12 protein-coding genes and 1 pseudogene are annotated in these 13,407 nt (G+C 59.5%); 9 read left to right on the forward strand and 4 right to left on the reverse strand.

Features of this window, described 5'->3' with window-relative positions; all coding sequences use genetic code 11:
- From F8N12_RS27795 to F8N12_RS08460, 3 genes are all read left to right on the forward strand, one after another.
- Window positions 1-315: hypothetical protein (locus F8N12_RS27795; RefSeq protein ID WP_224787682.1), on the forward strand; the 315-nt coding region annotated here is incomplete at its 5' end.
- Window positions 296-2,938, forward strand: coding sequence for a bifunctional lysylphosphatidylglycerol flippase/synthetase MprF (gene mprF, locus F8N12_RS08455; RefSeq protein ID WP_150580052.1), 2,643 nt, complete (start codon window positions 296-298; stop codon window positions 2,936-2,938). The genes F8N12_RS27795 and mprF, both read left to right, overlap by 20 nt.
- Window positions 2,938-4,227, forward strand: coding sequence for a virulence factor family protein (locus F8N12_RS08460; RefSeq protein WP_150580053.1), 1,290 nt, complete (start codon window positions 2,938-2,940; stop codon window positions 4,225-4,227). Before mprF ends, F8N12_RS08460 begins: the two co-directional genes overlap by 1 nt.
- A gap of 54 nt (window positions 4,228-4,281) precedes the next feature.
- Here the strand turns inward: F8N12_RS08460 and F8N12_RS08465 are convergent, their stop codons facing one another.
- The 3 genes from F8N12_RS08465 to F8N12_RS08475 form a co-directional block, all read right to left on the reverse strand.
- A complete protein-coding gene (locus F8N12_RS08465; RefSeq protein WP_150580054.1) occupies window positions 4,282-4,569 on the reverse strand; it encodes a type II toxin-antitoxin system RelE family toxin in 288 nt (95 codons plus the stop codon).
- 11 nt (window positions 4,570-4,580) lie between these two features.
- Window positions 4,581-4,871, reverse strand: coding sequence for a type II toxin-antitoxin system Phd/YefM family antitoxin (locus F8N12_RS08470; protein WP_150580055.1), 291 nt, complete (start codon window positions 4,869-4,871; stop codon window positions 4,581-4,583).
- A gap of 173 nt (window positions 4,872-5,044) precedes the next feature.
- Window positions 5,045-6,946, reverse strand: coding sequence for a potassium transporter Kup (locus tag F8N12_RS08475; RefSeq protein ID WP_150580056.1), 1,902 nt, complete (start codon window positions 6,944-6,946; stop codon window positions 5,045-5,047).
- 288 nt (window positions 6,947-7,234) lie between these two features.
- Between F8N12_RS08475 and rimO the strand changes: the two genes are divergently transcribed.
- The 6 genes and pseudogenes from rimO (at window position 7,235) to tsaA (ending at window position 12,410) form a co-directional block, all read left to right on the forward strand.
- A complete protein-coding gene (rimO, locus tag F8N12_RS08480) occupies window positions 7,235-8,572 on the forward strand; it encodes a 30S ribosomal protein S12 methylthiotransferase RimO (RefSeq protein ID WP_150580057.1) in 1,338 nt (445 codons plus the stop codon).
- Between the two features lie 111 nt (window positions 8,573-8,683).
- Window positions 8,684-9,157 (forward strand): GNAT family N-acetyltransferase, encoded by a 474-nt coding sequence (locus F8N12_RS08485; RefSeq protein ID WP_150580058.1) that lies wholly within the window; start codon window positions 8,684-8,686, stop codon window positions 9,155-9,157.
- Window positions 9,158-9,344: 187 nt separating this feature from the next.
- Entirely contained in the window at window positions 9,345-10,055 is a 711-nt protein-coding gene (locus F8N12_RS08490) for an rRNA pseudouridine synthase (protein ID WP_150580059.1), read from the forward strand.
- 76 nt (window positions 10,056-10,131) lie between these two features.
- Window positions 10,132-10,599 carry a DUF1456 family protein gene (locus F8N12_RS08495; protein WP_150580060.1) on the forward strand — a complete coding sequence of 156 codons (468 nt, stop codon included), beginning with the start codon at window positions 10,132-10,134 and terminating at the stop codon, window positions 10,597-10,599.
- A 172-nt stretch (window positions 10,600-10,771) separates the two neighbouring features.
- A pseudogene (locus F8N12_RS08500) lies at window positions 10,772-11,543 on the forward strand (SDR family oxidoreductase).
- Window positions 11,544-11,711: 168 nt separating this feature from the next.
- On the forward strand, window positions 11,712-12,410 hold the full coding sequence (tsaA, locus tag F8N12_RS08505; protein WP_150580061.1) for a tRNA (N6-threonylcarbamoyladenosine(37)-N6)-methyltransferase TrmO: 699 nt from the start codon (window positions 11,712-11,714) through the stop codon (window positions 12,408-12,410).
- A 184-nt stretch (window positions 12,411-12,594) separates the two neighbouring features.
- On the opposite strand, the gene fpr is transcribed toward tsaA, so the two are convergent.
- Window positions 12,595-13,374, reverse strand: coding sequence for a ferredoxin-NADP reductase (fpr, locus tag F8N12_RS08510; RefSeq protein WP_007947184.1), 780 nt, complete (start codon window positions 13,372-13,374; stop codon window positions 12,595-12,597).
- Window positions 13,375-13,407: the final 33 nt, after the last annotated feature.

A 13,407-nucleotide genomic window follows, 5' to 3' on the forward strand; every position in this document is an offset into this window, starting at 1 on the left:
TCAAATCCGGCTCCCGCAACCAAACATCAAGAAAGGCTACTCGAAAGAGTGGCCTTTTTTGTGTCCGCTAAAAAACCTCTTCGCAACAATGACATGCCTCGCTTTGACACATGGTCTCGGCCAGCAATTTTCGAGACAGAACCACGCTCAGACCTGAACTCTGGACCGCTCGAGACTGCATCGCCATCGCCGATAAACAGCATGCGGCGTAATATTTGGAATTATTTTTTCTTGCAGGGATTGGTAACTCGGCTGGATACCCCCATCCTGTCGCGCACAATCCAAGAGGTGATTGATGCGCGCCAACTCGTCTGATTCACAAGACTCCGTCACCGCGACACAACCGATCAAAGCCGAGCGTTTGCGCTTGCTCGATCGTGTGAGCAAATACCGTCAGCCCATCGGCCTGACGGTGACGCTTCTATTGTTCGCCATCGCGCTTATTGCCTGTCGTCATCTGCTCAGCGAACTCGACCTGTACGCGCTGCACGACTCGATTCTCAATGTGCCAAAGCCGGCATTGCTCGGTGCGGTGGCGGCGACCATTGTCGGCTTCATCATCCTGCTCGGATACGAATGGTCCGCCAGCCGCTATGCCCGCGTGAGCCTAGCACCGCGTACTCTCGCACTGGGCGGCTTCACGGCCTACGCGATCGGCAATGCCATCGGTCTCTCGATGCTGTCGGGCGGCTCGGTTCGTTACCGGCTATATGCGCGTCACGGCCTGGGAGCGTCGGAAGTCGCTCACATGACCCTGTTTGCCAGCCTCTCGCTCGGTTGCGCCCTGCCCCCGCTGGCGGCGCTCGCAACATTGAGCAACCTGCCCGCGGCTTCCGCTGCGCTGGGTTTTTCGGAAACATTGCTGGGGACAGTCGCTGCCGCTGTATTGGTGTTGTTCGCCGCGTTGGCCATCGGCATCTACCGTCGCCGCCTGCCGGAGCAGCCTTACCCGGACAACCTGCTGGTCAAGGCCGGGCGCCGCACCTTGCGTCTTCCGGGTCGCCGCCTGACTTTTCTGCAACTGATCATTACCGCCCTCGACGTTGCCGCCGCAGCCACCGTGCTTTATCTGTTGCTGCCAGAAGCGCCACCGTTCGGTGCGTTCCTGCTCGTGTATCTGCTGGCCCTGGCCGCGGGCGTACTCAGCCATGTGCCCGGCGGAGTGGGCGTCTTCGAAGCCATTCTGCTGGCCGCTTTCGCCGATAAACTGGGCGCCGCTCCGCTGGCTGCTGCGCTTCTGCTCTATCGGCTGATTTATGTCGTGCTGCCATTGCTGGTCGCTTGCTTGCTGCTGCTGATCAACGAAGGCCAGCGCCTGTTTCAGACACGTCAAAGCCTGCGTGCGGCGTCGGGTATGGCGGCGCCGATTCTTGCGTTGCTGGTATTTCTGTCCGGCGTGGTGCTGCTGTTTTCCGGCGTGACCCCGGAGATTGACACCCGCCTGGAACACATCGGTTTTCTGATCCCGCATCGCCTGGTCGACGCTTCGCACTTCGGCGCCAGCCTGGTCGGTGTGCTGTGCTTGTTGCTGGCTCAGGGCTTGCGTCGGCGTTTGTCAGCCGCGTGGATGCTGACCACCATTTTACTGCTGGTCGGCGCCCTGCTCTCGCTGCTCAAAGGGTTCGACTGGGAAGAAGCCTGCCTGATGACGCTGACCGCGAGTTTGCTCGGGGTTTTTCGGCGTTCGTTCTATCGCCCCAGCCGCCTGACTGAACTGCCTTTTTCGCCGCTGTATCTGGTGTCGAGCCTGTGCGTACTGGGGGCATCGATCTGGCTGTTGCTGTTCGCTTATCAAGATGTTCCTTATAGCCATCAGCTGTGGTGGCAGTTCACCCTGGACGCCGATGCGCCGCGCGGTTTGCGCTCGCTACTGGGCGCGGCCGTGCTGTTGCTGGTGGTCTCGCTGACCTGGCTGCTGCGCACTGCACGCCCGGTCATCCACCTGCCGACACCGGATGAACTGGATCGCGCGGCAAAAATCCTCATGGCTTCTGCGCAACCGGACGGCGGCCTGGCCCTGACCGGCGACAAGGCGTTGCTGTTTCATCCCAATGACGAAGCCTTTCTGATGTACGCGCGGCGGGGCCGTAGCCTGGTGGCCCTGTACGACCCGATCGGTCCCGGCCTGCAACGCGCGGAAATGATCTGGCAGTTCCGTGACCTCTGCGATCTGCATCACGCCCGCCCCGTGTTCTATCAAGTGCGCGCCGAGAACCTGCCTTACTACATGGACATCGGTCTCACGGCGATCAAGCTCGGCGAAGAGGCACGGGTCGATTTGCTGCGTTTTGATCTCGAAGCCAAAGGCAAAGAGATGAAAGACCTGCGATACACCTGGAATCGTGGCACTCGCGATGGCCTGTCGCTGGAGATCCATGAACCCGGGCAGGCGCCGATGGATGAGCTCAAGGTGATTTCCGATGCCTGGCTGACGGGCAAGAATGTGCGCGAGAAAGGCTTCTCGCTCGGCCGTTTCAGCGACGACTACCTTAAACACTTCCGCATCGCGGTGATTCGTTTCGAAGGGCGACCGGTGGCGTTCGCCAACCTGCTCGAGACTTACAGTCACGATCTGGCCAGCCTTGACCTGATGCGCGCGCACCCGCAAGCCCCCAAGCTGACCATGGAATTCATGATGGTCGGCCTTCTTCAACATTATAAGAGTCATGGCTACGCGCGCTTCAGCCTGGGCATGGTGCCGCTGTCGGGCTTGCAGCCCCGGCGTGGCGCACCGTTGACTCAGCGCCTGGGTTCGATGGTGTTCCGCCGTGGTGAGCAGCTGTACAACTTCCAAGGCTTGCGCCGCTTCAAAGACAAGTTCCAGCCAGACTGGGAACCCCGTTATATGGCCGTGCCCGCCGGACTCGATCCGCTGGTTGCGCTGGCCGACACCGCCGCCCTGATTGCCGGCGGCCTGACTGGACTGGTGAAACGCTGATGATTCGACGCTCCTTGCGCTATGTATTGGCCACGCTACTAGTGCTGGCCGTGATTGTCGGTGGCGCTTATTGGTATATGAACCGCCCTGCGCCCGAACCGACACTCGAAACGCTGACGGCGGCCGACGGCCCTGCCATGACCCGCGTCATTCCAGGTAACGCACCGCGCGCGCAAGTGCTGGTGGCAGTGAATGCCGAGCAGAAACTTAGCGATAAACAGTTGATGACGTTGAGCCGCTCAGGCTCGGCGCAGATCGTCCAGGTGATCCTGCCGACGGATTGCCTGCTGCAAACTCGCGCCCTGCAAACCGGATTGAGAGCGCTGAACGGCCCGGCGACGCTGGTCAGCGGTATTGGTCCGGGCGCCGTGCTGGCCTGGCGCTGGTTGTCGGAGCAAAAGGACAACAAGGCTCAGGCTGTCTCGGTCGACCTGGCCCTGGAAAAACCCGGCTGCACCCACTTGCTGCCAAAAAGCGCAACCCACGGCCATTGGCTGGTTGCCTGGAATGACAACCCGGACGACACCAGCGCCGGTTTCGTACGCGATCAACCAAACGCCGAGACCAGCATCAGCGACTACGACATCAATCTGCCGCAGGTGCTGAACAACGAACTGCGCAAAATTCTCGTCGGTGGTGACAAGGCCGCTGGCGGCTTGCAGATCCCGGTCGTGGAAGTGCCGGCGGGTCAGGCCAAGGACACCGTCACCCTGTTCCTCTCCGGCGACGGTGGCTGGCGGGATCTAGATAAAGACGTCGCTGGAGAAATGGCCAAGATCGGCTATCCGGTGGTCGGCATCGACACCCTGCGCTACTACTGGCAGCACAAAAGTCCCGAGCAAAGTGCGCTCGACCTGACCGAGTTGATGCAGCACTACCGGCAGAAATGGGGCACCAAACGCTTCATCCTCACCGGCTACTCCTTCGGAGCCGATGTCCTGCCGGCAATCTACAACCGTCTGGAACCGTCCGAACAGCAACGCATCGACGCCATCATCCTGCTCGCCTTCGCCCGCACCGGCAGCTTCGAAATCGAAGTCGAGGGCTGGCTGGGCAACGCCGGCAAAGAAGCCGCCACCGGCCCGGAAATGGCCAGATTGCCCGCCGCTAAGGTCGCGTGCATCTACGGTGAAGAAGAAGCCGATGAAAGCGGCTGCACCGACAAGACGGCTGTTGGTGAAGCGATCAAGCTGCCGGGCGGTCATCACTTCGACGAGAACTACCCGGCGCTGGCCAAGCGGCTGGTGGACGTGATCGAGAAGCGGCAGGGCAAAGTCGCTCAAGAGTAATCTGAGCCGCAAACAAAAAGCCCCCGCTACCGTGAAGGCAACGAGGGCTTTTGCTTACAATCGACGCTCTGCGGCGTCATAAACCTCTGCGTCACGTCGAGCACCGACCGCAACAATCAATACCTGGATCGCCTTCCCGTTAACTCGATAAACAATCCGCGTGTCGCCAGTTCGAATTCGTCTACAACCTGCGAGGCTCGCTCTCAGTGGTTTACCGCTCTTGTCTGGCTCACCGTTGATAATCCGCTCTTCGATCACATCCAGAATGCGATTTGCCGCAACAGCTCCCAGTAGGTCCAGATCCTTTTGGACATCCGGGTGATAGATAACGCCCCACACCATCCCCAGCTCCTTTAGTCTTTTCTGGCGTACCGTGCCCGCATATCGTCATGGCTGACTGCCTGAGCCTCATCAAAACCGGTCAAGCGTTCCCGAGCGGCGACTTCAATCCGAAGGTCATCCAGCTCGTCGAGCATTTCCTGATAGGCATCGACATTGATGATCACCGCTGCTGGTTGATTGTCTTTGAAAATGACCAATCGCTCAGTGGCGCGACTGGAAATCTCCTTAAGCCTCGCGCTGAAGCCCCTGACCATCGCTGTTACAGATATCGCTTGGTCAGCACGCTCTAGTAATGCCGTCATACTCACCTCTCTACACCAACATGCAAATTGAACACACAGTTCTACGCAAAGTATTGCGTTGAATTAGACATCTATCAACCGCCAATCGAGCAAGAGCGACCAACTGTCCTCGCCCGCGTACAAGAAAGCCCCCGCCACCTTCACGGCAACGGGGGCTTTTTGATGCCGCAGCCTTACATCTCCACCTGCGTCCCCAACTCAATCACCCGATTCAGCGGCAGATTGAAGAAACGCAAATTGCCATTGGCGTTCTTCAACATGAACGCGAACAACGCCTCGCGCCAGCGGGCCATGCCTTCCAGTTTGGAGGCAATGACCGTCTCGCGGCTGAGGAAGTAGGTGGTACGCATCGGGCTGAAATCGAGGTCGCTCAGGTGACACAATGTCAGCGCTTGCGGCACATCCGGCTCGTCGACGAAGCCGAAGTGCAGGATCACCCGGAAGAAGCCTTCACCGTGGGACTCGACCTCGAAGCGACGGGTCGGAGGTACGCGCGGGATGTCTTCGTATACCACCGTCAGCAGCACCACTTGTTCGTGCAACACCTGGTTATGCAACAGGTTGTGCAGCAACGCGTGGGGCACAGCGTCCGGGCGCGCGGTGAGGAACACGGCGGTACCCTGAACCCGATGCGGCGGTTGCACGGCAATACTGCTGATGAAAATCGGCAGCGGCAGCCCGCCCTCGTCCATGCGCTCGACCAGCAGCTGCTTGCCGCGCTTCCAGGTGGTCATCAGGACGAACAGTGCGATACCGGCGATCACCGGGAACGCGCCGCCCTGAATGATTTTCGGCACATTGGCGGCGAAGTACAGACCGTCCACCAGCAGGAAACCGAGCAACAGCGGAACCGCCAGAATAGGCGGCCACTTCCACAGCAGCAGGATCACCGCCGACACCAGGATGGTGGTCATCAGCATGGTGCCGGTCACGGCCACGCCGTAAGCCGAAGCCAGCGCGCCGGAAGACTCGAAACCCAGCACCAGCAGGATCACGCCGACCATCAGCGACCAGTTAACCGCGCCAATGTAGATCTGACCCTGTTCGGCGCTGGAGGTGTGCTGGATGTGCATGCGCGGAATATAGCCGAGCTGGATCGCCTGACGGGTCAGGGAAAACGCACCGGAGATCACCGCTTGCGAGGCAATCACCGTGGCCATGGTCGACAAACCAACCAGCGGAATCAGCGCCCAGCTTGGCGCCAGCAGATAGAACGGGTTGCGTGCTGCTTCCGGGTCGCCGAGCAGCAGTGCGCCCTGCCCGAAGTAATTCAGCATCAGCGCCGGCAACACGAGGATGAACCAAGCGCGGGCAATCGGCTTGCGGCCGAAGTGGCCCATGTCGGCGTACAGTGCCTCGGCGCCGGTCAAGGCCAGCACCACGGCGCCAAGGATCGCTACGCCCATGCCCGGATGCACGACAAAAAAGCGCACGGCCCAGGCCGGGTTCATCGCTTGCAACACTTCGGGGTGTTGCAGGATGCCGTAGACGCCCAACGCGCCCAGCACCAAAAACCAGGTGACCATGATCGGGCCGAACAAAATGCCGATTCGCGCAGTGCCGTGACGTTGAATCAAAAAGAGCGCGACCAGCACGATCAAAGACAATGGCACCACCCAATGGTCGATGCCATCGAACGCAAGGCCCAGGCCCTCTACCGCCGACAGTACGGAAATCGCCGGGGTGATCATGCTGTCACCGTAAAAAAGCGCCGCGCCGATCAGACCGCAAACCACCAGCAGGCTACGCAACTTCGCATGCCCTGCCGCCGCGCGCCGAGCCAGCGCGGTCAAGGCCATGATGCCGCCCTCGCCCTGGTTGTCGGCCCGCAGCACGAACATCATGTATTTGATCGAGACCACCCAAATCAGCGACCAGAAGATCAGTGCCAGAATCCCCAGCACGCCGTCATGATTGACGGGCACGCCGTAACCTCCTGAGAACACTTCCTTGAGGGTGTACAGAGGGCTTGTGCCGATGTCGCCATAAACTACCCCGACCGCTGCGACCAACATGCCGATCGGCTTCGCCGCCGAATGTTCCGCGCCCGCCGTCTGACTACTTGCCTGACCCATCCCACACTCCTGATACCCAGACCGGACTTCTTCGGAAAAAGCACTATGCTTAGCTGCGCAGCATGCGCTGTTTTACTAACTGTTACAGACGTTTTGTTGACTGCGAAAAATCGATAAAGCTCAAAACCGCGAAGCATAGCGCAGCACTCGTCGTATTTCCCCGCATAAAGCTGGTCAAGTGCGCGTCCCATCGCTAGAATTGCGCACTTTTTGATCAGAGGCATACCAAGTGCCCGTCAGCCGCCTTGCCGCCCTCGGCATCAGGCGTCACAAATACCGAGGTTAGACATGTCCACAGCTCCTGCGCCGGCCAATCCAAAGGTTGGTTTCGTATCCCTGGGTTGCCCCAAAGCACTGGTCGACTCCGAGCGCATCCTTACCCAGCTGCGCATGGAAGGCTATGACGTGGTGTCCACGTATCAGGACGCAGACGTCGTGGTGGTGAACACCTGCGGCTTCATCGATTCGGCCAAGGCTGAATCTTTGGAAGTGATCGGCGAAGCGATCAAGGAAAACGGCAAGGTCATCGTTACCGGCTGCATGGGCGTGGAAGAAGGCAACATTCGCAAGATTCACCCAAGCGTGCTGTCCGTGACCGGTCCGCAGCAGTACGAGCAAGTGGTCAATGCCGTGCATGACGCCGTGCCGCCGCGCCAGGATCACAACCCGCTGATCGATCTGGTGCCACCGCAAGGGATCAAGCTGACGCCGCGTCACTACGCGTACCTGAAGATTTCCGAAGGCTGCAACCACAGCTGCAGCTTCTGCATCATCCCCTCGATGCGCGGCAAACTGGTCAGCCGTCCGGTCGGCGACGTGCTCGACGAGGCCCAGCGCCTGGTCAAGGCCGGCGTCAAAGAGTTGCTGGTGATTTCGCAAGACACCAGCGCCTACGGCGTCGACGTGAAATACCGCACCGGTTTCTGGAACGGCGCGCCGGTGAAAACCCGCATGACCGAACTCTGCGAAGCCCTGAGCAGCCTCGGCGTATGGGTGCGCTTGCACTATGTTTACCCGTATCCGCACGTCGACGAGCTGATTCCGCTGATGGCTGCCGGGAAAATCCTGCCGTACCTGGACATCCCGTTCCAGCACGCCAGCCCGAAAGTCCTCAAGTCAATGAAACGCCCGGCGTTTGAAGACAAGACCCTGGCGCGCATCAAGAACTGGCGCGAGATCTGCCCGGACCTGATCATCCGGTCGACCTTCATCGTCGGCTTCCCTGGCGAGACCGAAGAAGACTTCCAGTATTTGCTTAACTGGCTGACCGAGGCCCAACTCGACCGCGTCGGCTGCTTCCAGTACTCGCCGGTTGAAGGCGCGCCGGCCAACCTGCTGGACCTGGAGATCGTGCCGGACGACGTCAAGCAGGATCGCTGGGACCGCTTCATGGCGCATCAGCAAGCGATCAGCTCGGCACGTCTGCAAATGCGCGTTGGCCGTGAAATCGAAGTGCTGGTCGATGAAGTCGACGAGCAAGGCGCGGTCGGCCGCTGCTTCTTCGATGCCCCGGAAATCGACGGCAACGTGTTCATCGACAACGGCAGCAACCTGAAACCGGGCGATAAAGTCTGGTGCAAAGTGACCGATGCCGACGAATACGACCTGTGGGCTGAACAGATCTAAAAGCAAAAAATACGAAAGCCCTGCTCTCCTGGCGAGATGCGGGGCTTTTTTAGGTCTATCGTTTGAGGGTGAAAAGGACGCATGACACCAACGACTCAAGGAGCCCCGGCCATGGGCCAACATTCGGTCATTCACACGCCGAGACAGCGCGACTACGTGGAACTCACGCGGGTATGGGAAGCCTCGGTGCGCGCCACCCATGATTTTCTGCCCGACAGCTACATTGAACTGCTGAAAAATCTGGTACTGACCCGCTACCTGGATGCGGTGATGCTGGTCTGCACCAAAGATTCGCGGCAACGCATCACCGGTTTTGCCGGGGTCGCGGTGGGCAAGATTGAAATGCTGTTCATCGATCCGGCCCATCGGGGTCAGGGTTTGGGCAAGCAGTTGCTGCGTTACGCCATGGAGCAGTTCAACGCCGATCAGCTGGACGTCAACGAGCAGAATACCCAGGCGCTGGCGTTTTACCTCAAGCAGGGTTTCGAGGTGGTCGGCCGCTCGGAGGTGGACGGGATGGATCAGCCTTATCCGTTGCTGCACATGCGGTTGCGCCAAAACCAGCAGCGTTCACAACATGCCTGACGCCATAGAACCCCTGTGGGAGCTGGCCTGCCAGCGATGCAGACGCTACGGTTTGTCAGATACACCGAGGTGATGCAATCGCTGGCAGGCCAGCTCCCACAGGAAATTCAGCCGTACTGAAATGGACCCGCGATTAACCGGCGCCAGGCAGGTACAATGCCTACCCCTTTTTTGTTACGGCCCTGTCATGACTGACCCGATTCGTCTCTCCAAACGCCTCATCGAACTCGTCGGCTGTTCCCGTCGGGAGGCTGAGCTGTTCATTGAGGGCGGCTGGGTCACCGTGGACGGTGAGGTCATCGACGAGCCGCAATTCAAGGTCGACACGCAGAAGGTCGAGCTCGATCCGCAAGCCCAGGCTACTGCGCCAGAGCCGGTGACTATTCTGTTCAACGTTCCTGCTGACATGGACGCGGAAACGGCCATGGCTACCATCAGCGCCGAAACCCTGAGCGAAGAACATCGCTTCAGCAAACGCCCGCTCAAGGGCCACTTCCTGCGCCTGACCGCCAGCACTGATCTGCAGGCCAACGCCAGCGGTCTGTTGGTGTTCACTCAGGACTGGAAGATCCTGCGCAAGCTGACCGCCGATGCCGCAAAAATCGAGCAGGAGTATGTGGTCGAGGTTGAAGGCGAGATGGTGGCTCACGGCCTCAACCGTCTGAATCACGGCCTGACGTACAAGGGCAAGGAACTGCCGGCGGTGAAAGCCAGCTGGCAGAACGAAAACCGTCTGCGCTTTGCGATGAAGAACCCGCAACCGGGGGTCATCGCCCTGTTCTGCCAGGCCGTAGGCCTCAAGGTCGTTGCGATTCGGCGCATCCGCATAGGCGGCGTGTCCATCGGCAAAGTACCGCTGGGCCAATGGCGCTACCTGTCCGGCAAAGAAAAGTTTTAAGACTTGTCACGCCGCCCCACTTTTTCGGCGTCGCTGTGTAAGCGGCGCCCACTGCTGAATATCAGGATTGCACACCATGATTCATAACGACGTACTGCGCAGCGTGCGCTACATGCTCGACATCAGCGACAAGAAAGTCATCGAGATCATCAAGCTCGGCGGCATGGACGTGAGCCTCGAGGATTTGCAGACGTACCTCGACAAGAAAGAGGAGGACGAAGAAGGCTTCGTACGTTGCCCGGACGAGGTCATGGCGCATTTCCTTGATGGCCTGGTGACCTTCAAACGCGGCAAGGACGAAAGCCGTCCGCCGCAGCCGATCGAAACGCCAGTGACCAACAACATCATCCTGAAGAAACTGCGTGTGGCCTTCGAACTGAAGGAAGACGACATGCACGCCATTCTCAAAGCTTCCGAGTTCCCGGTCTCCAAGCCGGAACTGAGCGCACTGTTCCGCAAGTTCGGCCACACCAACTATCGCCCGTGCGGCGACCAGTTGCTGCGCAACTTCCTCAAGGGGCTCACTCTGCGAGTGAGAGCGTAAAAAAGCTGCAAGCTGCAAGCTGCAAGCTTGAAGCGGAACCCGATCCTCTTGCAGCTTGCAGCTTGCAGCTTGTATCTGGGCCGAATGGCCCCCCATTCCTCGCAAAAATAGTGGCTCCGCTTCATGCGGCTGACGACTAGGGTGTAATCACCCTCAGCTCTCAGGATTTGCCATGCACCCATACTTTTCCCTGCAAGGCCGCACCGCTCTGGTGACCGGCGGCACCCGTGGTATTGGCAAAATGATTGCCAAGGCTTATGTCGAGGCCGGCGCCACCGTCTACGTCTGCTCCCGCGATGCCGAAGCCTGCCAGCAAACGGCTGACGAACTCAGTGCGCTTGGCCGATGCCACGGGGTCGCAGCAAACCTCGCCACTGAAGCGGGCGTACAGCAACTGGCGACGCGGTTGGGACAACAGATCACGCATCTGGACATCCTGGTCAACAACGCGGGCACCACATGGGGTGCCCCGCTGGAAAGCTATCCGGTGAAGGGCTGGGAAAAAGTCATGCAGCTCAACGTGACCTCAGTGTTCAACTGCATCCAGCAGTTTCTGCCCCTGCTGCGCAAAGCCGGCTCGGCCGCAAATCCGGCGCGCATCATCAACATCGGCTCAGTGGCGGGTATTTTCGTCCTTCGGCGAACAGGCTTACGCCTATGGGCCGAGCAAGGCAGCGCTGCATCAATTGTCGCGGATTCTGGCGCGAGAACTGGTGGGTCAGCACATCAACGTCAACGTGATTGCACCAGGACGGTTTCCGAGCAAGATGACCCAGCATATCGGGAACGATGAGCAGGCGCTGGCGGAGGATACGGCGTTGATTCCGATGAAACGTTGGGGGCGTGAGGAAGAAATGGCGGCGCTGGCGATCAGTCTGGCGAGTACGGCGGGAGCGTATATGACCGGGAATATTATTCCTCTGGATGGTGGGTTCAGTCTGTAATCCGCGTTGCGGCCATCGCGAGCAGGCTCGCTCCCACACTGGATCTCCTGTGCACCATAGATCACCTGTGGGAGCGAGCCTGCTCGCGAAGTGGCCGGCACAAGCACCCCTGAATTCAGTTTGATCGGGTTATCATGCCCGCCCAGATTCCCGCCTCGACCCCAGACCATGACCTACAGCGTTTCCCCGATCGGCTTCGTGCGCTCCTGCTTCAAGGAGAAGTTCGCCATCCCGCGCCAGCCACAACTGGCCCCGGCCGCTCGCGGTGTACTGGAACTGGTCGCACCCTTCAATCAGGGCGAAGCCGTGCAAGGTCTGGAGCAGGTCAGCCACGTCTGGCTACTGTTTCTGTTTCATCAGGCGCTGGAGGACAAGCCGCGCTTGAAAGTCCGCCCTCCTCGCCTGGGTGGCAACAAATCCATGGGCGTTTTTGCCACCCGAGCCACGCACCGGCCGAATGGCATCGGTCAATCCGTGGTCAAGCTGGATAAGGTGGAGGCCGATCGCCTGTGGATATCCGGCATTGATCTGCTGGATGGCACACCCATTCTCGACATCAAGCCCTACGTGCCGTACGCCGACATCATCGACTCGGCCTCCAACACCATCGCCAGCGCAGCGCCGCAGCTGATTGCTGTGCAGTGGACGGATACGGCGCTGATCCAGGCTCACGAGCATGCTCAGCGCCTTGACGAGCCCTTGGTTGCCCTGATTGAGCAATGTCTGGCGCAGGATCCGCGCCCGGCGTATCAAACCACGGTCCCGGAGCGTGAATACGGCGCGCAATTGTGGGATGTGGATGTGCGTTGGCATTACCCCGAGGTGGGTCTGATCCGGGTCCTGGAAGTTATTACCGTTAAGGGTTGAACGCCAAAAACGCAAAAGCCCGCGCTACCTCTGAAGGCAACGCGGGCTTTTCGATGGTCACCATCAAACCCATGTGGGAGCGAGTCTGCTCGCGATGGCGGCGTAACATTCAACGATGACGTTGACGGACAGTCCGCTATCGCGAGCAGGTTCGCTCCCACAAGTAGAGCAGTGCAGTGGTTTCTTACTTCTCGACAAATGCTCGCTCGATCAGGTAATCACCCGGCTCGCGCATACGCGGCGAAACCTTCAGGCCGAAGCTGTTCAAGACTTCGCTGGTTTCGTCGAGCATGCTCGGGCTACCGCACAGCATGGCGCGGTCGTCCTGCGGGTTGATCGGTGGCAGACCGATGTCGCTGAATAGCTTGCCGCTGCGCATCAGGTCGGTCAAACGGCCTTCGTTCTCGAACGGTTCGCGGGTCACGGTCGGGTAGTAGATCAACTTGTCACGCAGGGACTCGCCGAAAAATTCGTTCTGCGGCAGGTGCTCGGTGATGAACTCGCGGTAAGCGACTTCGTTGACGTAACGCACGCCGTGGCAAAGGATCACTTTCTCGAAACGCTCGTAGGTTTCCGGGTCCTGGATGACGCTCATGAACGGCGCCAGACCGGTACCTGTACTGAGCAGGTACAAATGTTTGCCAGGCTTCAAGTCATCCAGAACCAGCGTGCCGGTAGGCTTCTTGCTGATGATGATCTCGTCGCCTTCCTTCAGATGCTGCAACTGGGAAGTCAGCGGACCGTCAGGCACCTTGATGCTGAAAAACTCGAGATGCTCTTCCCAGTTCGGGCTGGCAATCGAGTAAGCCCGCATGAGCGGCCGGCCGTTGGGTTGTTGCAGGCCGATCATCACGAACTGACCGTTCTCGAAGCGCAGGCCCGGATCGCGGGTGCACTTGAAGCTGAACAGAGTGTCATTCCAGTGATGAACACTGAGGACACGCTCGTGGTTCATGTTGCTCATGTACGTGGGACTCCTGGGAATTTGGTCTGCGCG

This window comes from Pseudomonas fluorescens (assembly GCF_902497625.1).
Classification (GTDB): Bacteria; Pseudomonadota; Gammaproteobacteria; order Pseudomonadales; family Pseudomonadaceae; genus Aquipseudomonas; species Aquipseudomonas fluorescens_BQ.

Coding starts and splice junctions, on each gene's coding strand:
- tsaA (WP_150580061.1), top strand. CDS start 11,712: ATGACCTACAGCGTTTCCCCGATCGGCTTCGTGCGCTCCTGCTTCAAG.
- fpr (WP_007947184.1), bottom strand. CDS start 13,374: ATGAGCAACATGAACCACGAGCGTGTCCTCAGTGTTCATCACTGGAAT.
- F8N12_RS08495 (WP_150580060.1), top strand. CDS start 10,132: ATGATTCATAACGACGTACTGCGCAGCGTGCGCTACATGCTCGACATC.
- rimO (WP_150580057.1), top strand. CDS start 7,235: ATGTCCACAGCTCCTGCGCCGGCCAATCCAAAGGTTGGTTTCGTATCC.
- F8N12_RS08485 (WP_150580058.1), top strand. CDS start 8,684: ATGGGCCAACATTCGGTCATTCACACGCCGAGACAGCGCGACTACGTG.
- F8N12_RS08460 (WP_150580053.1), top strand. CDS start 2,938: ATGATTCGACGCTCCTTGCGCTATGTATTGGCCACGCTACTAGTGCTG.
- F8N12_RS08475 (WP_150580056.1), bottom strand. CDS start 6,946: ATGGGTCAGGCAAGTAGTCAGACGGCGGGCGCGGAACATTCGGCGGCG.
- mprF (WP_150580052.1), top strand. CDS start 296: ATGCGCGCCAACTCGTCTGATTCACAAGACTCCGTCACCGCGACACAA.
- F8N12_RS08470 (WP_150580055.1), bottom strand. CDS start 4,871: ATGACGGCATTACTAGAGCGTGCTGACCAAGCGATATCTGTAACAGCG.
- F8N12_RS08490 (WP_150580059.1), top strand. CDS start 9,345: ATGACTGACCCGATTCGTCTCTCCAAACGCCTCATCGAACTCGTCGGC.
- F8N12_RS08465 (WP_150580054.1), bottom strand. CDS start 4,569: ATGGTGTGGGGCGTTATCTATCACCCGGATGTCCAAAAGGATCTGGAC.